Source organism: Pseudomonas eucalypticola, assembly GCF_013374995.1.
GTDB classification, from domain to species: domain Bacteria; phylum Pseudomonadota; class Gammaproteobacteria; order Pseudomonadales; family Pseudomonadaceae; genus Aquipseudomonas; species Aquipseudomonas eucalypticola.
Genome location: NZ_CP056030.1, coordinates 181,661 through 201,352, shown reverse-complemented (window position 1 = coordinate 201,352; position 19,692 = coordinate 181,661). Strand labels below are relative to the sequence as shown.

Sequence of the window (19,692 nt, the reverse complement as noted above, 5' to 3'; positions counted from 1 at the left end):
CAAGCCCACTCGAAAAGGTGAGGATTATAAAGCAGAAACATTCAGCGACTCTTATCTAAAACCCGCACTGGTTTTATCGGCCAGCATGCCGATAATGCTCTCTGCTGTTACTTTTTATTTAACGAGGGCCCTGCAGCCTATGTGGTACAACGGTTTTCTTGACCTGTCAGCCTGGCAACTGGTGGCGGTCACCCTGTTGATGACCCACGTGACGATCGTCAGCGTCACCATCTACCTCCACCGCTATTCCTCCCACCGCTCGCTGGAACTGAACGCCGGGCTCAAGCACTTCTTCCGCTTCTGGCTGTGGCTAACCACGGCGCAGAACACCCGTGAGTGGACAGCCATCCACCGCAAGCACCACGCCAAATGCGAGACCGCCGACGACCCCCACAGCCCGGTGGTCAAGGGCCTGGGCACCGTTCTGAGCCGCGGTGCCGAGCTGTACCGCGCCGAAGCGCAGAATGCGGAAACATTGCGCATCTACGGCAAGAACTGCCCCGAAGACTGGATCGAGCGCAACCTGTACTCGCGCTACCGCCTGGCCGGCGTATTCCTGATGCTGGCCATCGACCTGGCCTGCTTCGGCGCCATCGGCCTGACCGTGTGGGCCATCCAGATGATGTGGATCCCCTTCTGGGCCGCGGGCGTGGTCAATGGCCTGGGCCATGCCGTGGGCTACCGCAACTTCGAATGCCGCGACGCGGCCACCAACCTGGTGCCCTGGGGCATCATCATTGGCGGTGAAGAACTGCACAACAATCACCACACCTACCCCAATTCGGCGAAGCTGTCGGTGCGCAAGTGGGAGTTCGACATGGGCTGGATGTGGATTCGCATCCTCTCGTTCATGCGCCTGGCGAAGGTGCAGCGCGTAGCCCCCATTGCCCACCGGGTTGAAGGCAAGGGCCACCTGGACATGGACACCGCCATGGCCATCCTCAACAACCGCTTCCAGATCATGGCCCAGTACCGCAAGCTGGTGATCGCCCCCCTCGTGACCCAGGAACTGGCGCGGGTCGACGCGTCGGTGCGCCACCAGTTCCGCCGCGCCAAGCGGCTGCTGTCGCGCGAGACCAGCCTGCTGGACGAGCGCCATCATGTGCGTATCCAGACCATGCTGGAACACAGCCAGGCGTTGAAAGTGATATACGAAAAGCGCCTGGCCCTGCAACAGATCTGGGCCCGTACCAGCTCCAACGGCCATGACATGCTGGCGGCCATGAAGGACTGGATTCACGAGGCCGAGGCCAGTGGCATTCAGTCGCTGCGTGACTTCGCCGCCCAACTCAAGACCTACTCGCTGCGCCCCGCCCTGGCTTGATGCCGTCCATCGGCACGCCCCTGCGAAGGGCGTGCCGACTGGAACTTCATTACAAAATATTAATCTCACGAATGGATCGCCAACGCGGGCGAGCCTCACGCACCCGGTTGCTCAGGCCCGGCCTAACGTGACATTCGAGAATTCGTAATGATGGTCAACAAGCAACCGCAATCGCCACCTTTTGCCCACATGCCAGCGGCGGCCGAGACGCTGCTGGCGTTGATGCATGCCCAGGGTGAAGTGGCGCGGTTGAGTGAGCGCGAACAGCTGTTCAGTTCCCTGCTGGTCAGCGTCAACGCGGTGCTGTGGGCGTTCGACTGGGAAGCCCAGCGCATGATCTATGTCAGCCCCGCCTACGAGCGCATCTTCGGACGTTCGGCCGGGCTGCTGCTGGCTGACTACAACGAATGGCGCGACAGCATTTACCCCGACGACCTTGACTACGCCGAGCGCACCCTGGCCGAAGTGCTGGAAAAGGGCGCGGTGGAAGATCGCGAGTACCGCATCATCAGCGCCGACGGGCAGATCCGTTGGCTCAGCGACAAATGCTTCATCAGCCAGCAGAGCAGCCCGGATCAACGGGTGATCGTGGTGGGCATCGCCGAGGACATTACCGAAAAGAAGCATCTGGAAGGCGAGCTGCAGCGCCTGGCGACCACGGATGTACTGACCCAGAGCAGTAATCGTCGGCACTTTTTCGAATGCGCCCACCGCGAGTTCGAGCAGGCCCGCCTGGAAGGCCGGGACATCTCGTTTCTGCTGCTGGACATTGATGACTTCAAGGTGATCAACGACACCTACGGGCACCAGGAAGGTGACCAGGTACTGCAGCGCATCGCCGAGACGGGCCGCGCGGTGCTGCGGCGCGGCGACCTGTTCGGGCGTATCGGCGGCGAGGAGTTCGCCGCGGTGTTTCCCGGTTGTTCGCCGGAGGTTGCCCAGCAGATCGCCGAACGCTTGCAGCGTGAGATTCAGCGCCTGAGCTTCAACCATGAAGGCCAGGTTTATGGTGTGACCGTGAGCCAGGGGCTGACGGGGCGCACGGATGAAGACGGTATTCTCGACACCCTCTTTGCCCGGGCCGACGTGGCCATGTACCAGGCCAAGCGGCAGGGCAAGAACCAGATCGTGCTGGGTTGAAGCTCTAAACCAGACGCCAGCGACTCAACTGCGTCGCAGGCGCGTCAGCGCTGCCAAATCCATTTTCAACAGCCGCGCCGTCTTGCCATTGGCGATAGGCTCCAGGCTCGCTCCTGCCGGCAGCCGCGCCAATTGCCCGGCCAGGTTCATGGCCAGGGTATCGCGGCTGTAGACCCCGCCCCCCAAGTGATAGATGGCTGCAATCAGCTCCCGCAGCTCCAGTGGCAAACGCCAACGGGTGCGCAAGGCCGAGCCGAACGCGGCGCCGAAGTCCATCAACGCCTTATCCACCTGCCCCGGAGCAAGCACGCCACCGCCCAGCCGCCATTCCTGCAGCGCGCGCAACAGCGCCAGGTCGCCCAGGCAGTGCAGCAGGCCTGCGCAATAGCAACGCTCCTGGTCCACATCCAGGTTGCGCGCCAGGGTGCGGGCATACTCGGCGGCATGCAGCGAGTCTGCCCAGAAACGTTCGGCGTATTGCGCCAGTTCCGGGTCTGACAACCGCGCGCTGCGCTTGAGCGCCAACCCCAGAATCAAGTTCATGCTCTGCGTGGCCCCCAGCTTCTGGAGCGCCTGAAGCAGCGTCTGCGCCGGGGCATCGCGGTGATGGGCGGCGCTGTTGGCCGCCGCGATCAGTACGGCGGTGATCTGTGGGTCGGTCCGAATCTCTTCTTCCAATTGGCGCAAATTCAGGCCTTGCGCGTTCAAGGCACGCTTGACCGCCACCTGCACATCAGCCATCAGCGGGCCGCCATCGGAATACTGGCGACGCTCTTCAAGAAAGGTTTCCAGCTGCACGCCAGCGGTCAGCGCCGGAATTTCGCAGAACACCTGCTGCCCCACTTCCAGCAGCAAGCCATTGAGGCGCGCCTTGAGCGAATCGAGGTTCAGTGGTTTGGTGAGGTAGGCCGTGGGGCTCAGCGGCACGGCTTCGCGCACGCTGGCGACGTCACTGCGTTCGCTGATCAGAATGAAGGGGATGGCCCTGCGCTGGCTCTTGTGCCGCACATTGCGCAACAGGTCCAGGCCATCGACGCCGGGCAATTCGCGGGCGGCGATCACCAGGTCCGGCTGGCGCTGCAGCAATTGCAGGGCATCCTGGCCGTCGGTACAGACGTCGAGGTGTGCATCGCAGCGCACACTCAACAACATTTGCGTCAGCAGGTCCCGGGTCCAGGGGTCGGCTTCGGCAATCAATACCCGGGGTACTGCCGGGCTATCCTGCGCACTCATGGCTGTTACTCCGAAGGCATTGCCTACAGGTTATCCAGACATTATGCGCGGCGCTTGGATTCAGGCAAAAAAATATGCCCTGCGTCACATTCCACCATTGCCGCGCTGCACAAAAAAACCCGCCGAGGCGGGTTTTTTCGTTCAACCAAAGAAGCTTACGCCAGTTCGGCGAAGCACTCTTCGATGATGGCCAGGCCCTTGTCCAGCTGCTCGTCCGGCGAGGTCAGCGGAACCAGGATGCGCAGCACGTTGCCGTAGGTACCGCACGACAGCAGGATCAGGCCCTTGTCGCGCGCCTTGGCAACCACCGAAGCCACGGCAGCGGCGTTCGGCTTGTGGTTGTCGGCGCCTTCGAACACTTCAACCGCGATCATGGCGCCCAGGGCACGCACGTCACCGATGATCGGGTGCTTGGCCTGGATCTCGCGCAGGCCAGCCACCAGGCGCTCGCCCACGGCCTTGCTGCGGTCCAGCAGGTGCTCTTCCTCGAACACTTCCATCACGGCCAGGGCCGCGGCGCAGGCGATCGGGCTACCGGCGTAGGTGCCGCCCAGGCCACCTGGAGCGATGGCATCCATGTACTCGGCCTTGCCGCACACACCGGCCAGCGGGAAACCGCCAGCGATGGATTTGGCGAAGGTGGTCAGGTCAGGGGCAACGCCCATCTGTTCCATGGCGAAGAAGGTACCGGTACGGCCGGCGCCCGTCTGCACTTCGTCAGCGATCAGCAGGATGCCGTGCTGGTCGCACAGGGCGCGCAGGCGCTTCATGAATTCTTTTGGCGCGACGTAGAAACCGCCTTCACCCTGAACCGGCTCGATGATGATGGCAGCGATGTCACGCGGCTCGGCATCGTTCTTGAACACGCGCTCGATGCTGGCGATGGAATCGTCGACGCTCACGCCGTGCAGTTCGTTCGGGTACAGGGCGCGGAACACGCCACCTGGCATCAGGCCCATGCCGGCCGAGTACGGAACGACCTTGCCGGTCAGGCCCAGGGTCATCATGGTACGGCCGTGGTAGGCACCGGTGAAGGCGATGACGCCAGCGCGGCCAGTGGCGGCACGGGCGATCTTCACGGCGTTTTCAACGGCTTCGGAACCGGTGGTGACCAGCAGGGTTTTCTTGTCGAAGTCGCCTGGTACACGTGCGTTGATTTTCTCGCACACTTCAACGTACGGCTCGTAGGCCAGCACCTGGAAGCAGGTGTGAGTCAGCTTGTGCAATTGAGCTTCGACGGCGGCGATGACCTTCGGGTGCACGTGGCCGGTGTTCAGTACCGCGATACCGCCTGCGAAGTCGATGAACTCGCGACCTTCAACGTCGGTAACGGTAGCGTTCTTCGCCGAATCGGCGAAGATCGGGTGAATTTGACCAACGCCACGTGGGACGGCTGCCTGGCGGCGTTGCATCAAGGATTCGTTAGTCTTGCTCATGTTTTCCTCATTCGCCGCTCATCGGGCGGCGTGGTTCAAGGACAAAGCAGCAGGGGTCAACGGTGGCAGCATACGATGATCGACTGCCACGGCCTCCCGGCTACCGAAAGGGTTTTGGTGCTACAAAAGACCGCCGCAACGTCGCTCTCGCGCTGCGGCGGTTGCAATACCGCGGCCCGGTCAGATGGACAGGCAGAGGTATTTGATTTCCAGGTAGTCTTCGATGCCGTACTTGGAGCCTTCACGGCCCAGGCCCGACGCCTTGATGCCACCGAACGGCGCCACTTCGTTGGAGATCAGGCCGGTGTTGATACCCACCATGCCGTACTCCAGCGCTTCAGCCACGCGGAACACGCGGCTCAGGTCGCGGGCGTAGAAGTACGACGCCAGCCCGAACTCGGTGTCGTTGGACATGGCGATCACTTCGGCTTCATCGGTGAAGCGGAACAGCGGTGCCAGTGGGCCGAAGGTTTCTTCCTTGGCCACGGCAGCGTTCTTCGGCACGTTGACCAGCACGGTCGGCTCGAAGAAGTTGCCTTCCATGGCGTTGCCGCCGGTCAGCACGGTAGCGCCTTTGCTCAGGGCATCGGCGATGTGTTCCTTGACCTTGGCCACGGCTTTTTCGTCGATCAGCGGGCCGGTAGTGGTGCCTTCTTCCAGACCGTTGCCGATCTTCAGCTTGTTCACCGCGGCTTTCAGTTTCTCGGCGAACGCGTCGTAGACGCCGTCCTGCACGTAGATGCGGTTGGCGCAGACGCAAGTCTGGCCGTTGTTGCGGTACTTGGAGATGATCGCGCCTTCGACAGCCTTGTCCAGGTCAGCGTCATCGAACACGATGAAGGGGGCGTTGCCACCCAGCTCCAGGGACACTTTCTTGATGTCCTTGGCGCATTCGGACATCAGCTGACGGCCGATCTCGGTGGAACCCGTGAAGGACAGTTTGCGCACGATCGGGTTGCCGGTCAGCTCGCTGCCGATGTCGCCGGCGCTACCGGTAACCACGCTGAAAACGCCTTGCGGGATGCCGGCGCGCTCGGCCAGTTCGGCCAGGGCCAGGGCGGAATACGGGGTCTGCGAAGCAGGCTTGAGCACCATGGTGCAGCCAGCGGCCAGGGCCGGGCCGGCTTTACGGGTGATCATCGCCGCCGGAAAGTTCCACGGGGTAATGGCCGCGGTCACGCCGATTGGCTGCTTGATCACGATCAGGCGCTTGTCCGGCTGGTGGCCCGGGATGGTGTCGCCGTACACGCGCTTGGCTTCTTCAGCGAACCATTCGATGAAGGAAGCCGCGTAGGCGATTTCGCCCTTGGCTTCGGCCAATGGCTTGCCCTGCTCCAGGGTCATCAGGCGAGCGAGGTCGTCCTGGTTCTCGATCATCAGCTCGAACCAGCGGCGCAGCTTGCCCGAACGCTCTTTGGCGGTCAGGGCGCGCCAGGCCGGCAGGGCCTTGTCGGCGGCTTCGATGGCACGGCGGGTTTCAGCGGCGCCCATCTTTGGCACGGTACCCAGGGTTTCACCCGTGGCCGGGTTGGTGACCTTGATGGTCTGGCCGTTGTCCGCGTCAGCCCATACACCGTTGAGGTAGGCTTTCTGGCGGAACAACTGAGCGTCTTTAAGCTGCATGTCGGCTTCCTTAACAGCACCGTGCGCACACGGGGCGATTGTTGATTATTGGAAAGGCGTTCCCTGTGGAACTGCCGTCAGGAAATCATACGCCGGGCAAAACACCAAATGCGCACAGGATATTACCCGTGCGAGCGCAGCACCGGACTGAGGAGCGTTTGAAATCTCAAACGAATCCTAGGAGCAATGGGGGTAAAGGACAATAGGCTGTTCGGAAAAAAGAACAAAATTACCCCCAGCGGCAGGGTTTTCTGACTGGCGTAGCGGTTGGACCGCAAACTGTGCGGAATCGTCCACACATCACCGCAATAGACGACCACCGCCTAGATGGGTATGATGGCGCCCGCGTTGCACTTGTAGCTCAGCTGGATAGAGTACTGCCCTCCGAAGGCAGGGGTCGTGGGTTCGAATCCCGCCAAGTGCGCCATATAAACGAAAAGCCCCGAGGTTTGCGCCTCGGGGCTTTTTGCTTTTTAGCCGCTGCCTGCCGCAGTCGCTACGGATCAGAGGTGACGGGGGGCATCCATTGCTTTGTGCAGGATACGCACAATGGCAACACCGTAGTTCTGTACCTTGAGGTAGATCGTATGGTGCTCGACATTGATACGACGGTAGCCTTCCCTGATCTCATCGCACACTCTGGCCATTGATGGGCAGGCTGCCACATCACCAAATGCACGGGCCAGGAGATCTACGTACGTATTTGCCTGCTCTGCGCTCCACCTTTGCGCGGTGTAGCGCCAAATATCCTCGAGGTCGGAAATAGCCGCTGGCGTAAGGCGATATTCAGGCATGCCTGCTCATCATTCCCTGCTTGAACGCTTCGACATCAAAAGGACGTGGCTCACCGCTATTCTCGCCGGCAATCAAAGCGGCGCGGATGGCTTCGAGACTGTGGCGATGCTCTTGTTCTCGACGAATCAGGTCGCGAATGCATTCACTGTCGTTGGTATACAACCCCGAATCAATCTGAGCTTTTATCCAACTGTCTTGCGCGTCTGTCAGGGTGATGGTTTTGCGTACGGTGGCCATGATTTTCACCTCGGAGGACTGAACTGCCAACACATATTATCATACTATTGGTGCAACCCCGAAAGCGCCACCCCTTGCAGTTGCTGCCGCCAGGCTGCGCCGGCCAGTGTGGGCTCTGGGAGATCTTCAGCGAAGCACTGCTCGAGCCAGCCGTGGCACACGAGATTGATCACCAGCGGCATATCAGGCCTTCTTGCGCCGAACTCGCCAGGCAACCAGCCCTGCACAACCGAGCACCAGCAAGGCGATCATGGCGTAGCGATACTGCCGCAGCCACGACCGTGCATCACGCCAGGCATGCACGTACGGGAAGCGCGCCGCCGCATCGAAGTCCGGCTCCACGCACTGATGGCCGAAGTCTTCAGCAAAGGCCACGGCGGCGCCCTCTTTCACGTAGCGCAGGTACACCTTCTCCGCCCGCTCCTGATCGTTCTGCACAAAGTGCGTGGCCTGGCACAGCACTGCCGCAAAGGCCTGGGAGCGTGCAGGCACGTTGTCCGCCGCTTTCAGGGCATGCTCCACGGCCACGTAGCGATAGTGGAAACGCTGTGGCTGCGGCTCAGTGGCGGCATAGCGCTGACGCTCACCGTCGCTGACCAGCGGGCCTGGCAAGTCGGAGACGGCGCGCTGCTCCGCGGTATCGCGTGGCAACGGCTTGCCGTCGGCGCCGTTGCGAGGATAGCTGTAGCGGCCGGCGCCATAGGTGTATGCGCCGCCGAATTCAGCGAAGTCCGGTGCCTGTTCGTAGCCCATGATTTCCATGCCGTGCTGCCGCGCCAGCGTGGCGGCCGCATACCAGGCGCGGGCGCGGGTAGTGTCGCGCCAGGCGTGCTCGGCGTCTTCCAGGGCATCGCCATAGGCCTTGGCCCAACGGCGGGCGGTGGTGGTGGCGAGGTAGGATTTTTCCGCGTTCTGATCGTAGACGGTGTCTACATTGCGCGGATCGCTGTCCTCGGGGAAGTAAGGCAGCGCCTGCTGTACACGACCCTCTCGCACCAAGCGCCGGGCCAGCAGCGAACGCAAGCGGTCGCCTTGGGTGAAATGCGGGTAAGCGTTCTGCGTGCTCCAGGTGGAAAACTCCTGCTGGCTGAAGTCCTTGAACCCGGCCGGCGTGACCGGTGCAGCGGAGGCGGACACATGCTGGTCGACGTAAGCCTTGAGTTCATCGACGGTCAGCACGCGCTCGGCCACGTAGGCCATGTCACCGTAGTAATCACCGCCACTGTATTGGCTGCCCCCGGCTGCAATCTGCGCCGCCATGTAGAACTGATCCAGCGCCTGCACGTAATCGCCACGCGACAGCGTCAGCACGCCCTGCTCGCCCTTGATCTGCGCGCCCACCACCGGCTCGACGCTGTTATCCAGCGTGGGGAACGACTGGGACGCCTGCGCGTAGGCCTGCGCGGCGGCGGGTGTATTGCCCTGGCGCAGGGCCAGCTTGGCCCGTACCCAACCGGCCAGGGCGCTGGACTGTTTGTCGACCAGGGCCTGGGCCATGCTGTAATCACCCACGCGGTAGGCCAGTGCGGCCAGGCGGTCGGCGCCTTGCACTTGCTGTAGATCTTTTTTGCGGATCGCCTCGACCAGGGTCTTCAGCACCGCATTGCTGGTGTAGTCGGCGGGGGTGTCGGCGTTTTCACCCAGCACATCACCTGCTCGCCCGATGGCATACGCCACCAGCAGCCGTTGGCTCAGCGGGTCATCGATCACCGACGCCGCGGTGTCGCCATCGCTGAGCAACCACTCGGCGAGGATTCGCAACGACTGCAGGCCGATATCGGAGCCTCGCGCTGCCTGCTCGGCATACAGTGCGATGGCCCGCTGCAGGTTGGCAGGGGTGATGCCGTTGGGGCATTCAGTGCCATTGGTGAAGTCGGTGTAGTCGCAGCGTTGCTGGGCGTTTACCAGGTACAGGCGGGCTTCTTCGCCGTAGCTGCTGACGGCCAGGCCCCAAGGGTCGGAAGCCCCGGCCAGTGCCAGGGTGCGGGCCTGCTTGAAGGCCTGCGCTGCGGCACTTTGCTCGCCACGCTCGGCATGCAACCGGCCCAATGCGTACGCCGCCCACACCGAACGTACTGCGCCCTGTTCGGCAGGCAGGTCCAGCACCGCCTGGAAACGCTGGGCTGCCAGGGCCTGCCATTCATCCACGCACCCTTGCGCCTCTGCCGCGCAGCGTTGCGCGGCCTTCAGATCCACCGCGCCGGTGGTGTACAGCCGCAAGGCAGGCGGCAGCGTGCCACCCAAGGCATATGCCGCGCCGTCGCTGTCGGCCTGGCGCATCGCTTGCAGGGCAGTCCATTGGGCCGCGGGCAGCGAAGCCTGATCAGGCTTGTCGGGGGTAACGGGTTCGCCATAAGGGTTGTTGTCGCGCTCATTGGCCTTAAGCGCGTCCGCAGGTGTAATCCAATGCGTTGCCTCGAAGGCGAACGAATTGCCCGGGGGCGATGCCAACGCCTGCGCACGATCATCCAGCATCTGCAGCGGAAAGAACGGCCCGCAGGCCATCACCGCCACGGTGCCGGTCGACAGGGCGACGGCGATGACCGTCGCCAGTTTTTTACGATTCCACATGCAGCGATTCCTTTCCTTGTTCACAACGAAGCCAACCGATGGGGCGCTGCCTGCCGGGCCGAAGCAGCCCGGGTTCGCGCGCCTGGAACAACAAGCCATCGGCCGTGCGCTCCATGAAATAACCATTGATACCGTCTGCCGCCGCGCAGCGCCCGGACACCTTTACTGTGGTGGGAGGCAAGCCATCACCCACGCCGGTATTGGTCAGTACCAGGTCGAACAGTTGCACGTCCCCGGTGCCGCGCAATTGCGCGGAGATGACCGGATCGATGGGCGAATTCGTCAATACCGCGCGCCACGTCGACGGGCTCCAGGCGCGGGTGTCCTGCTCGGTGGGCAGGCGAAACCAGACAATGCCCGCCAACCCTTTGGGCGGATCGGCTGACAGCTGGCGGGTGAAGTCCTGGAGGTTTTGTGGGTCGGCCATCAGCTCGTGGGCCTCCATGCCGGTGACCAGCATCGAGCGCTCGCTTTCGATGCTGACCACGCGAGCGTCACGGTCCCAGGCCACGCGGCTGCCGTAGGCAGGCAGCGCGACGCGCCAGGGGTTGTGCATATGGGCGGCGAAGGCGTCGAGCCAGGTACAGGCGGCCTTGGGGTCGAACAGCCCTACCCGGGGGTTCTGTACGGCGTGAACTTGCAGCACAGCTTCGTCGACCTGGCCCAGGAGGCTGTCTAGCGCAGCGCTGTTGAGCCAGGTGGGCAATGCGGTGATCGAAAGCCGTTCGTTGCCGTGAAGGGTGGTGCGCAGGGTGGCCAGCCAATGGGCATACGCGGGTAACCTGGCGGTGGCGCAGTCGTGGTCGATTTCGATGCCGGCCAGGGGGATGCCGCTGGCTCGCCAGGTTTGCATGACCGAAGCTACCTGTTGCGACAGGAGCTTTTCATCGAAGTGCGCAAGTTGGCCGTCAATACGGACGACAGCAATTACCGGCCTTCCGGCGCCCGTGAGTACAGCCCAGTCAGGCGCCGTGATCTGCCATTGGCCGTTGGCATCGGCCTGGGCGGCCAGGACGCGCCAGTGGGTGATGATGTCGGCGTTGGACTGCACGGCGGACACCAGTGCTGGGGTCCACTGGCGTTGCCAGATGTAGGCGTCGTTGGGCAGGACGACCGGGGGACGGGAGCAGGCTTGGACGACAGTCAGCAGCGCTATCAGCGCCAATTGGGGGACAAGTCTTAACATGATGACAAAAGGCGAAATCCGTGTCGCGGGCCGTAGAGTCTAACGCAGTCTGGTAGCCGCTGCCGCCAGGCTGCGCTGGTCCTAATACACACCGGAGACTTTCGCTGCAGCGAAGCTGCCGGCATAGCTTCGGCGCATTGACACCACTACAAAGTCTTAAAAATAAGATCCATTTCAAAATTTTTTAGATTTCCAGACGTCTTTGACCAACCACACAGCGCCGGACGAAGAAACAAAAGTTATCGCCTCCCCTTTCTGCTGAACATTGACAAAAGGATTTGAGTCCAAGGACATAAGCGCCCATTTCAAAGCACCTCCTATCTATTTGCTAAAATAGCCACATGAGCCATGTGCCGCGTCCCCCCGAATAGACCGCGCCGCCAATTGATAAAGAAAAATATTTAAATATGACACCTTTAGGTCTAGCGACAAAGCAGCATCCAATCTTCGATTATCAAAGCTTACCACTATCACACGGAGACCGTAGCTGCTTAGGACTACGCTCATGTCAACCTATCCGCCGAGACCGGAAGCCAAACACGAATTTGATCGGTATACCATTTTGGCTAGGAATAATCTAATGCATCAACAATGCTGAAATCGTTCTGATTTCATAATAAAAATCGGAGACAACTTCAGAAGACAGATCTTCTTCATAATTAAGGATCCGATAAACATCGTCAGGCATAAAATGGCACGAAATTAGAAACAGCGTATGCTGAAACACAAAAAGCCCGCCCTTTGCAACCTCTAAATATGAGTCACTTTTACCAGCCAAGCGATAATGATTTGCCAATTTTTCGGTGTCAGCCAAAAGATTTTTGAACCTGAGAACGTTGAAGACACCTAGCTGATGCAGATCATAGATGAACGTACCCTCTACTTTACTGGAAAACTCATCGCGCAACTTACTTTCCAACATTCTTAACTCATCCACTTTTTCGCCCTTTGATGGAAGTAGGTAATTTCACCGAATCGCCACATCAACACATTAGATCTCCAACATACAGCTCTTCAAAAACCAAGTCTCTAGGCAACTCGTCAAAACTATCGAAGTCATCAAAAAGCGCTGGGAGACCGAAATACACCTGATAATTTCTGTCGAGGACCAGATACCCACCAAATTCAAACTGCCTGCGTGACATCTTCGATATTTCAGACACACTCATACCTGGACCAAGACGACCGTCATACAGTCCTTGATAGGGCTGCCGGCACCACAACGAAACAATTACACCATCACCGTCAACGCCGAAACCAACGACTCCTCCATCTAGTTCATACAAGGTAAAAGCACCTGCTGGCCCTTCACTTTCCGTATTTTCTACTCTGCACGAATCCTGCAAACAGGCAAGCACTTCATCGGCAAAACCTCCCAACTCAATCCCGCCTAACGATGTCCCCGCGACAATCGGCGCGTTATAATCAGGTACCACGTTGTTCATCATTTGCTCCAAGGGAGAGCGCGATGCAATCGCGCCCTCTTTGTAATTTTCCTTCCTCACGCTCATGGGCGTCTCATCAAAATCAAATCACATGGAATGACGCAGAGCTATTTTCTTCCAGCTGGCCACTCGCTGCTTGCCGATCCATGTGTCGAGCTTGACCGCAGAAGGCCGCCCTGTTTTTGAATAAGTCACAGGTACCATCATTAAAAGTGTTACTTCGCCGGTAGCATTGAGGTTACCCGCTCCCTGTTTGAACTGGTAATTCACCGCAGCAAAAGCATCAACATCGGCAGGCCAAATTTCGCTCAATTCGAGAGTAGCCTGCTTTCCGACCACGTACCCTTCTGCAATGGCTTCCCCTCCCAGGCGCCGCAAGGCCAACATCCTTAACAACTGCGCAGGGAATGATACGGATAAAGGCGAAATGACTGCACTGTCATTTAAAGGCCAGTCATGAGGTAGGCAAATCATAAATTCTATGGACGGGGTAATTTCATACGCCCCAATAGTACATAGTACTTTAAACTCTCCGCCTTTCCCTACCAAAGCCGTTCGCAAGTCAATCGCCTGATCGTCAGCAATAAGCGCCAGCCTATTTGAAAGGATGGGGCCGACGTTATGGAATAGGTGTTCTAAAATCCCTGAGGCGCGCTCCTGTGACAGGTCAATAGGCTCCTGTGCCCGCATCCCACCTGCACGAGATATTAACTCGGCTGTATCCTCGCTACCGTATACAGTTGCCGTATCGAGAGCCGTTTGATTAAACTTGCATTGCAGTCGATTGACGTCGGCACCCTGCGCTATCAAGCGTCTCGCCAACTCAGTATCATTGACTCTCGCGCTTTCTATCAGGGGTGTAGTAATACCTCGACAATCTCCGTTAATGTCGGCTCCCCGCTCAATAAGCCAGAACGCAACCTCTTGCTTCCCGCTACCTGTCGCATATACCAGGGGTGTCCGATACGCTCCATCGATGAGATTGACGTCCATTCCCTCATCAACCAGAAACTTACAGACTTCCAAGGCCCCGATGCTTGCAGCATGATGCAGAAGACTTACGGCATCACTGGAGTCACCAAACATAGGAATTTGTAGCAAGCCACTATTTGCTTTAGCCAGTATGCTTAGTTGCCTTGCATCGTCATTGGAAATGAAATCATAAATATCGCCAAATAATTCAGCATTTTTCTCAAAAACACCTATTTGGTCTGTCATCAATAAAACTTCTCGGCTAAAGCGTCCAAAGTTAAATTCCATTTACACATTTCGCACTTCACCAATAAACCTACGCCCTTATTTTATAACGAGACTGATCGGCCTGCGTGTGGTTGTACACCAAAGATCGCTAGCGCACACGTGGACTAGCGTCATAAAAAATATGGCCACCCAAGCTATCAAAGGGTTGACTTATGCCATTTGTCATCCCTGAAAGTTTCCTTTTTCTTGATACGCCACCCGCCACTTGTTTCAACGAGCTCAAAACGGAACACTGCACGTAGTCCCCCGGCTTGCTTAACGGTGGCGACCCAAGACTTGCCTACTGGCCCCACTACTTCCAGCAGGTCTCTATCAGGGTCGTACATACTGGGCCTGGTGCAGCCCATTCCATCCAGCCGGGCCCAGCTTTTAGTGTCCTCCAATGAACAAGCGCTCAAAATTGATGCTAGACGGTGCTTGTATTCGGCATCGCAAACTGCCGTGGGCTGGCCACCCTCAATCAATTCCATCTGGGATGCATAAAATGAATTTTCCCATTCCGCCATCTGTGTCAGAAATCGATTAAGGACTGCTTCTGGCCCTTGACCTAAATGACTCATCAGTACCTCTTCAATTATTGAAAATACCTGACATCACCTGACGCCCCTGTTGGGAAATAGAATAAATTATTTTACCCAATTGAGTGAATGAATTCCCATAGGGTGGGCTGGGCGCTGACGCAACGTACGCGGCTGCGTAGGCGACCACTGTGGTCGTAATCGCTGATCACGCGGCTGTCGCGGTCTCAGGCCACGGTGATGGACAGGACATTTTCAATTAGGTGGGCCAGTGAGTGATGATGTTGGCATGGGGCTTCGCGGATGACACCGCTGCCGGGGGGCCCCGCGTAGTCAGATATAGGCATCGGAGGGCAAGGCGACCGGCGGACGCGACCAACCTTGAGCGATGGTCAGTAGCAGGGCCCCAAGGCCAGGCGATAGAGGGACCTGGGCACCATGGGAAGCGGCGAATTCCGTGTTGCAGGTAGGGACGAAGTTTACCGCAAAAAAGGAATACCCAATCTGAAACCGGATCAAGCTCGGGAAGTGAGCATCGCCGAATGCCATTAAGTAGACCCTTTATCTGGCAAACGATTTTAGACTCAGGGCTTTGAGAACCCTACCTCAAGGCCACCTTGCTTGCACAACTCAACAAACTGAGATGACACTACCAGACGCTCACAAAACTCCCGGTCTCTTGCCATATAAAACTCCGCAATCGTACCATCCTTATAAACCGCGTCATCAAGCAACCTTTCACCTTCGGCCAACAACCTAAAGGTTGAGCGCTGTTCATCTATCAGGGGTAGGTATTTTAAAATCTTACCAAGAAAAAATGAGTATTCCTCGCCTTTGCAAACCACTACACACTCATAAAACTCCACCTCACCAGGCGCCACTTCAAGAAGCCTATCTTTTGCTTTCCGTGAAAAAACTGGTATACCAATATCTGTTTCCAAGTAGTCCACTACTTGAAGTCGACGGGGTGTGATACCCGCTTGAGCCTCACCTCGAGGGACTGTGAATTTCAGAAACCCCCCATCAATTTCATTCCATATAAAGAACTTTGACAACCTGCCTTTAACATCACGCAGCGAGATCAATGCTCCCACGTTGGACACTAGACTTTTAATTCCCAACAGTTTCATCTACCTTTCCACGATGCACACGTATATTTGCCATTCTAAAACTGGCGCGCTGCAATCGCTAGCAACCATTCCGAACCGGTAAAGACCATCCGAGCATTCGAAAGTGAAAAGATCACCTGATTGTGGCCACTTTGCACTTTTTTTCTGCGAGTCCAACACCCTGATAATCCCTACCATTTCAAATTCGGTTCGTTCCAAGCCAATTTTCACCGCAGTACACTGCGTCGACATTTAGCTTACGCCATGCTGTCGTGTTCGAAGCCTCAAAATCTTCGCGATGCCGACATCTACAGGTTTGGCCCCATGCCAGAGTCGTTGAGCGCCGCAAGCGACGAGGCGGTGAGTAGCTACCCGCGGACGCTCCTGGCTATCATCCCGCCGCAAATAGTCAGTCAAGGTGCGTCAGGGTACCGTTGGTTGACGCCGACTGCTACGCAAGCGATGCTCGCCGCTATCAGCCAACCAGGGACGGGCACCGAGTGGAGAAGAAACGGTCCGCGAAAGCACAGCGCAGAAACGAGGAACGCAGGGTAAACCAGCGAATCTACTGGCTCAGTTTCTATCGTCGCCAGTACAAGGCAAAACTCGCCGGTGCGGCCGCCATGTTCGTGTTGATGGGCAGTCTTTCGGTTTACTACCACACCATCATTCCCATAGCGCTGATGACGCCCATCCTGGTCATCAGCATCTCGCTACTGACATGGCTATGGCGGGACAAGATTGGATTGGTGAATCAGAAGCCGAGGGAATGAAGCGGTTCGACTGCAAGCCCTCTCTCACCCCCACTGCGGATACGACGGCCCCCCCGAGTTTTGCAGCCGTCGAGTTTGCGTTCTTCGCCATGGGGCACGACGTGCCACACGGGCTTCGTAATGGCGTCAAGCTGGCCTTCGCATGATGTACGCCACCCCTGCGAACTACGCCTACTACCTGAAAAATGAAGGGCTCGACAAGCCGGAACCCAGTCGGAGGCATGGGCTGGAAGTCTTAGCCGATACCCGCCGGCGGGCAAGCCGTTGGCCTTCGGTCTCCTGTCGACCTAATTTATCCTGGGCGGTGTACCGCAGCTGTTTTGGAGGCCGTCTCATCGTTCAACGAACGCCATCAATATGTGAGCTGGCGCTATTTCAGGCGTTTCAATTGCCGTCGCAACAACGAGTTCTCATCTCTCAACCCCAATAGAACGATCAATACCAGCACCACGGCACCGGCGTCCGCGCCCAGAAAATGCCAGAATGCCCAGGCCAGCACCGCCGCCAACAGCCCTGTCACGACCAACAGGAAGAAGTCTTTCATACGTTCACCGCCGCCTGCGACACCTGGTGGTCAACCGGGAGGTTGACGGTAATCAGCATATCGGAATGGGCGGTGGAAACGATAATGACCGCACCCAACGGGGCGTGTCGCTTCGACATAGTGCAATCCCTTGAAAGTCTGTATTGGCAATCCATGCGCGGCGCGCTTGGACGACACCCCGATGAAAACCTCGATGAAAAATAGTCCGCACAGGACCCGCTCATCGATAAACGTGCTTGATTACCTCGACGGTAATCATGGGAATTCCTGTCAGCAGGACGGCGCGCCCGCATCGCTTGTGTTGTACCGGCGACGCGGGACGCCTATCCACGATCGGCATCAGCGCCCGAGCATCACCGCTTGCAGGCGCGTCTGAGCTTGCTGAACGCTTTTGGCCTGGGTGTTCAGGTCTTGAAGCAACGTGTTCAACTCTGCCTGCACCTTCGGGTCTTGCACTTTGACGATGGGGTCGTTCATTTCGATCTGCGCCTTGTGGGCGTCAACGTAATCAGCCACTTTCAGCGTACTATCCATGGCGCTATCGATTTGCGGCAACACCTCCAAAAAGGTATTGGACGGCACGCTCACGGTGCGGTCATAGGCCTGGTCATAAACCGCCTTCAAGTCGTCTGGCTGCTTGAGCTGGGCGTGGGCAGCATCGGCCTTGGCCTTCGACGCTTTGAGCTGCTGCCCCATGTCATTCAGGCCGCTTTGCACTGTCTTTAGATCGTCGCGATGTGCGATCACGTCATTCAACGAGCGTACTGCTGCCTTCTGCGCGAGGCCGCCAAACGGCTTGATGCTGGCGCTCATTTCATTGTTGAAATCAGTAATCACAGCATACTGCCCCGCGTAATCGCCAAATGCCTTGGACTCGTCCCCGGTTGGCTGCGGAACATGAACGCCCGGTTTGTCGATGATGCGGGTTTGCAGGAACTGTTTGAAAGCGGCACGCTGGTCAGGCTCGCTGTTACCGCACGCGATAAGGGCTAGGGGGAGCGCAAGGGCGAGTAGCCAATGAGGGCGAAACGAGACGTTCATGTCGATGAATCTCCAGTGAAAAACGGGGCCGCGGCAGAGGATTCCGCGGCGGGAGCGCAAGCTTATCGCGTCTCAACGTCACCGCCAAATGCCGGGGCTAGCGGGCTTGTAGTGTTACGGCCCTTGCGGATCCAATCCAAAACTCTCAAACTTCGTGCCAGCTGAATCTTCTACCACGCACGCGCTACAGCGTTGCGGGTATGCATTGACGGGCCGTGCGCATTAAAACGCGGCCGCCCCCCTCCGGTCGAATGGTTCGACCAGAAAAATCCACAAGGAGTGGAACATGAGCACTACCGAGCAACTGAATACCCCTACCGTAAGCTCGAAATGGCAAGAGCGCTTCGCGTTTTTCGAGCAACATGGTGGCCCCAGCAGCCCCGGCTTCAAGGAAGCGTTCAAGGCGCTGCCCAAAGGCAAACGGATATTGATCAATATCAACATCATTGCTGTGTTCTTTGGTCTGATCTATTTCTTTGTACTGGGCCTGTGGAAGAAAAACCTGTCGTTGATTGCTATCGTCCTGGTGACCTCCATTGGTATTAACTTCGCATTCTATGCCATGGGGCATGACGTGCCGAAGTGGCTGGATAATGGGCTTAATATTGCATTCGGGCTGATGTATGGTTTTACTGCCAACTATGCCTATTACCTGAAGAAGGTCAAGGGTTCGCAGAGCTGGAATCCGTTCGAGGGGATGCGCTGGATCTGAGGTGTATTTGGAATTGGCGGCACTTAGGTGCCGCTATTCCTGATGGCGGCTTTATCGCATTTGGACGAGTATTGGCGCGTGGTTGGATGGTACGTTTTTGGCGCTCGATGAAAGTGTCATGCTGTTTGAACAAAAAACAAATCTGGCGCATTCAGGGTGCTTTCAGGCTTCTTTAGCAGCAGGTAGCCCAAGGCATCCACAAGATAGAATACGTCAGAATAATCTTCCGGAAAGTCGCCCGAGTAGAATTGGCAAAAGAACTGGTATTCTTTCAATATCGCAGCGGGAAGCTGTAACCCATTGGGTACCATGTTCGAGACCAACGAAAAAACTGGAAAGTCTTCGGAAGCTACAACGCGTTCGATGAGCCTGGTCGCGATCTGAGGCATCACCAAGCCTGACGCCGAGCTAACGGTGTGTTGCGTCGCCTGAAGAACCTGAGTGAATCCGGTTTCTATAAGAGCCAATTCCTGCTGTGCGCCAGTGAAGGTGATACTGTCCAGAAAATATTCGGTTTTGCTATATGTAGAAAAAACATACAACTTTGCGTTGGGGAAACTACAATCTGGAAGCTTACTCTTTAACTTAAGGCAATCTATGGTTGCGACGAGGAGTAGTGGTACACCGTCCGGATTCGAAGGCCAAGACGGTAGGTTTACGATTCCGCCACCCAAAACGATCGCGGCCTCATCAATTGCCAGGGAATTATCTGGGACAATCTCAAAACACCTCATACCTTACACCT

Annotated in this window: 20 protein-coding genes and 1 tRNA gene; 5 read left to right on the top strand and 16 right to left on the bottom strand. The window is 57.8% G+C overall.

The genetic code is table 11. From position 1 onward, the window contains the following. The first annotated feature begins 139 nt into the window (after positions 1-139). Both desA and HWQ56_RS00955 read left to right on the top strand, forming a co-directional pair. Entirely contained in the window at positions 140-1,324 is a 1,185-nt protein-coding gene (desA, locus tag HWQ56_RS00960; protein WP_176569582.1) for a delta-9 fatty acid desaturase DesA, read from the top strand. Positions 1,325-1,474: 150 nt separating this feature from the next. After that, on the top strand, positions 1,475-2,464 hold the full coding sequence (locus tag HWQ56_RS00955) for a GGDEF domain-containing protein (protein WP_425331945.1): 990 nt from the start codon (positions 1,475-1,477) through the stop codon (positions 2,462-2,464). A gap of 24 nt (positions 2,465-2,488) precedes the next feature. On the opposite strand, the gene HWQ56_RS00950 is transcribed toward HWQ56_RS00955, so the two are convergent. The 3 genes from HWQ56_RS00950 to gabD all read right to left on the bottom strand — a co-directional run bounded on the left by HWQ56_RS00950 (position 2,489) and on the right by gabD (position 6,756). Next, on the bottom strand, positions 2,489-3,697 hold the full coding sequence (locus tag HWQ56_RS00950; protein ID WP_176569581.1) for an HDOD domain-containing protein: 1,209 nt from the start codon (positions 3,695-3,697) through the stop codon (positions 2,489-2,491). Positions 3,698-3,852: 155 nt separating this feature from the next. After that, a complete protein-coding gene (gene gabT / locus HWQ56_RS00945; RefSeq protein ID WP_158154144.1) occupies positions 3,853-5,133 on the bottom strand; it encodes a 4-aminobutyrate--2-oxoglutarate transaminase in 1,281 nt (426 codons plus the stop codon). Positions 5,134-5,313: 180 nt separating this feature from the next. Continuing rightward, positions 5,314-6,756: an NADP-dependent succinate-semialdehyde dehydrogenase gene (gene gabD, locus HWQ56_RS00940; RefSeq protein WP_158154145.1), complete on the bottom strand. Its 1,443-nt coding sequence runs from the start codon at positions 6,754-6,756 to the stop codon at positions 5,314-5,316. 350 nt (positions 6,757-7,106) lie between these two features. Between gabD and HWQ56_RS00935 the strand changes: the two genes are divergently transcribed. Next, a tRNA-Arg gene (locus HWQ56_RS00935) sits at positions 7,107-7,183 on the top strand. A 76-nt stretch (positions 7,184-7,259) separates the two neighbouring features. Here HWQ56_RS00935 and HWQ56_RS00930 read toward each other — a convergent pair. From HWQ56_RS00930 to HWQ56_RS00890, 9 genes are all read right to left on the bottom strand, one after another. Continuing rightward, the gene (locus HWQ56_RS00930) at positions 7,260-7,550 is read right to left on the bottom strand and encodes a type II toxin-antitoxin system RelE/ParE family toxin (protein ID WP_176569580.1); all 291 of its coding nucleotides are present in this window, start codon (positions 7,548-7,550) and stop codon (positions 7,260-7,262) included. After that, on the bottom strand, positions 7,543-7,788 hold the full coding sequence (locus HWQ56_RS00925) for a type II toxin-antitoxin system ParD family antitoxin (protein WP_176569579.1): 246 nt from the start codon (positions 7,786-7,788) through the stop codon (positions 7,543-7,545). Before HWQ56_RS00925 ends, HWQ56_RS00930 begins: the two co-directional genes overlap by 8 nt. Before the next feature lie 183 nt (positions 7,789-7,971). Continuing rightward, on the bottom strand, positions 7,972-10,359 hold the full coding sequence (locus tag HWQ56_RS00920) for a hypothetical protein (protein WP_176569578.1): 2,388 nt from the start codon (positions 10,357-10,359) through the stop codon (positions 7,972-7,974). Then, the gene (locus tag HWQ56_RS00915; protein ID WP_176569577.1) at positions 10,346-11,545 is read right to left on the bottom strand and encodes a DUF3142 domain-containing protein; all 1,200 of its coding nucleotides are present in this window, start codon (positions 11,543-11,545) and stop codon (positions 10,346-10,348) included. The genes HWQ56_RS00920 and HWQ56_RS00915 overlap by 14 nt, the downstream gene beginning before the upstream one ends. 577 nt (positions 11,546-12,122) lie before the next feature. Then, complete coding sequence (locus HWQ56_RS00910) at positions 12,123-12,467, bottom strand: hypothetical protein (RefSeq protein ID WP_176569576.1); 345 nt, start codon at positions 12,465-12,467, stop codon at positions 12,123-12,125. A gap of 61 nt (positions 12,468-12,528) precedes the next feature. Further along, positions 12,529-13,056: a hypothetical protein gene (locus tag HWQ56_RS00905; protein WP_176569575.1), complete on the bottom strand. Its 528-nt coding sequence runs from the start codon at positions 13,054-13,056 to the stop codon at positions 12,529-12,531. Positions 13,057-13,077: 21 nt separating this feature from the next. Further along, positions 13,078-14,250 (bottom strand): ankyrin repeat domain-containing protein, encoded by a 1,173-nt coding sequence (locus HWQ56_RS00900; RefSeq protein ID WP_176569574.1) that lies wholly within the window; start codon positions 14,248-14,250, stop codon positions 13,078-13,080. 137 nt (positions 14,251-14,387) lie between these two features. Next, the gene (locus tag HWQ56_RS00895) at positions 14,388-14,810 is read right to left on the bottom strand and encodes an NTF2 fold immunity protein (RefSeq protein ID WP_176569573.1); all 423 of its coding nucleotides are present in this window, start codon (positions 14,808-14,810) and stop codon (positions 14,388-14,390) included. Positions 14,811-15,352: 542 nt separating this feature from the next. Beyond that, positions 15,353-15,898: an imm11 family protein gene (locus tag HWQ56_RS00890; protein ID WP_176569572.1), complete on the bottom strand. Its 546-nt coding sequence runs from the start codon at positions 15,896-15,898 to the stop codon at positions 15,353-15,355. A gap of 413 nt (positions 15,899-16,311) precedes the next feature. Between HWQ56_RS00890 and HWQ56_RS00885 the strand changes: the two genes are divergently transcribed. Further along, complete coding sequence (locus HWQ56_RS00885) at positions 16,312-16,650, top strand: hypothetical protein (protein ID WP_176569571.1); 339 nt, start codon at positions 16,312-16,314, stop codon at positions 16,648-16,650. 370 nt (positions 16,651-17,020) lie between these two features. Here HWQ56_RS00885 and HWQ56_RS00880 read toward each other — a convergent pair whose 3' ends face one another. From HWQ56_RS00880 to HWQ56_RS00875, 3 genes are all read right to left on the bottom strand, one after another. After that, the gene (locus HWQ56_RS00880; RefSeq protein WP_176569570.1) at positions 17,021-17,194 is read right to left on the bottom strand and encodes a hypothetical protein; all 174 of its coding nucleotides are present in this window, start codon (positions 17,192-17,194) and stop codon (positions 17,021-17,023) included. After that, positions 17,191-17,313 (bottom strand): hypothetical protein, encoded by a 123-nt coding sequence (locus tag HWQ56_RS29195; protein ID WP_280634416.1) that lies wholly within the window; start codon positions 17,311-17,313, stop codon positions 17,191-17,193. The genes HWQ56_RS00880 and HWQ56_RS29195 overlap by 4 nt, the downstream gene beginning before the upstream one ends. A 220-nt stretch (positions 17,314-17,533) precedes the next feature. After that, a complete protein-coding gene (locus tag HWQ56_RS00875) occupies positions 17,534-18,235 on the bottom strand; it encodes a DUF3053 family protein (RefSeq protein WP_176569569.1) in 702 nt (233 codons plus the stop codon). A gap of 286 nt (positions 18,236-18,521) precedes the next feature. On the opposite strand from HWQ56_RS00875, the gene HWQ56_RS00870 reads away from it, so the two are divergent. After that, positions 18,522-18,947 (top strand): DUF2628 domain-containing protein, encoded by a 426-nt coding sequence (locus HWQ56_RS00870; RefSeq protein WP_176569568.1) that lies wholly within the window; start codon positions 18,522-18,524, stop codon positions 18,945-18,947. 116 nt (positions 18,948-19,063) lie between these two features. Here HWQ56_RS00870 and HWQ56_RS00865 read toward each other — a convergent pair whose 3' ends face one another. Continuing rightward, on the bottom strand, positions 19,064-19,681 hold the full coding sequence (locus HWQ56_RS00865; protein WP_176569567.1) for a hypothetical protein: 618 nt from the start codon (positions 19,679-19,681) through the stop codon (positions 19,064-19,066). Positions 19,682-19,692 lie beyond the last annotated feature (11 nt).

Excerpts from the sequence above, each read along its gene's own strand:
- desA (WP_176569582.1), top strand. The coding sequence starts at position 140 with ATGTGGTACAACGGTTTTCTTGACCTGTCAGCCTGGCAACTGGTGGCG.
- HWQ56_RS00955 (WP_425331945.1), top strand. The coding sequence starts at position 1,475 with ATGGTCAACAAGCAACCGCAATCGCCACCTTTTGCCCACATGCCAGCG.
- HWQ56_RS00950 (WP_176569581.1), bottom strand. The coding sequence starts at position 3,697 with ATGAGTGCGCAGGATAGCCCGGCAGTACCCCGGGTATTGATTGCCGAA.
- gabT (WP_158154144.1), bottom strand. The coding sequence starts at position 5,133 with ATGAGCAAGACTAACGAATCCTTGATGCAACGCCGCCAGGCAGCCGTC.
- gabD (WP_158154145.1), bottom strand. The coding sequence starts at position 6,756 with ATGCAGCTTAAAGACGCTCAGTTGTTCCGCCAGAAAGCCTACCTCAAC.
- HWQ56_RS00930 (WP_176569580.1), bottom strand. The coding sequence starts at position 7,550 with ATGCCTGAATATCGCCTTACGCCAGCGGCTATTTCCGACCTCGAGGAT.
- HWQ56_RS00925 (WP_176569579.1), bottom strand. The coding sequence starts at position 7,788 with ATGGCCACCGTACGCAAAACCATCACCCTGACAGACGCGCAAGACAGT.
- HWQ56_RS00920 (WP_176569578.1), bottom strand. The coding sequence starts at position 10,359 with ATGTGGAATCGTAAAAAACTGGCGACGGTCATCGCCGTCGCCCTGTCG.
- HWQ56_RS00915 (WP_176569577.1), bottom strand. The coding sequence starts at position 11,545 with ATGTTAAGACTTGTCCCCCAATTGGCGCTGATAGCGCTGCTGACTGTC.
- HWQ56_RS00910 (WP_176569576.1), bottom strand. The coding sequence starts at position 12,467 with ATGTTGGAAAGTAAGTTGCGCGATGAGTTTTCCAGTAAAGTAGAGGGT.
- HWQ56_RS00905 (WP_176569575.1), bottom strand. The coding sequence starts at position 13,056 with ATGAGCGTGAGGAAGGAAAATTACAAAGAGGGCGCGATTGCATCGCGC.
- HWQ56_RS00900 (WP_176569574.1), bottom strand. The coding sequence starts at position 14,250 with ATGGAATTTAACTTTGGACGCTTTAGCCGAGAAGTTTTATTGATGACA.
- HWQ56_RS00895 (WP_176569573.1), bottom strand. The coding sequence starts at position 14,810 with ATGAGTCATTTAGGTCAAGGGCCAGAAGCAGTCCTTAATCGATTTCTG.
- HWQ56_RS00890 (WP_176569572.1), bottom strand. The coding sequence starts at position 15,898 with ATGAAACTGTTGGGAATTAAAAGTCTAGTGTCCAACGTGGGAGCATTG.
- HWQ56_RS00880 (WP_176569570.1), bottom strand. The coding sequence starts at position 17,194 with ATGAAAGACTTCTTCCTGTTGGTCGTGACAGGGCTGTTGGCGGCGGTG.
- HWQ56_RS29195 (WP_280634416.1), bottom strand. The coding sequence starts at position 17,313 with ATGTCGAAGCGACACGCCCCGTTGGGTGCGGTCATTATCGTTTCCACC.
- HWQ56_RS00875 (WP_176569569.1), bottom strand. The coding sequence starts at position 18,235 with ATGAACGTCTCGTTTCGCCCTCATTGGCTACTCGCCCTTGCGCTCCCC.
- HWQ56_RS00870 (WP_176569568.1), top strand. The coding sequence starts at position 18,522 with ATGAGCACTACCGAGCAACTGAATACCCCTACCGTAAGCTCGAAATGG.
- HWQ56_RS00865 (WP_176569567.1), bottom strand. The coding sequence starts at position 19,681 with ATGAGGTGTTTTGAGATTGTCCCAGATAATTCCCTGGCAATTGATGAG.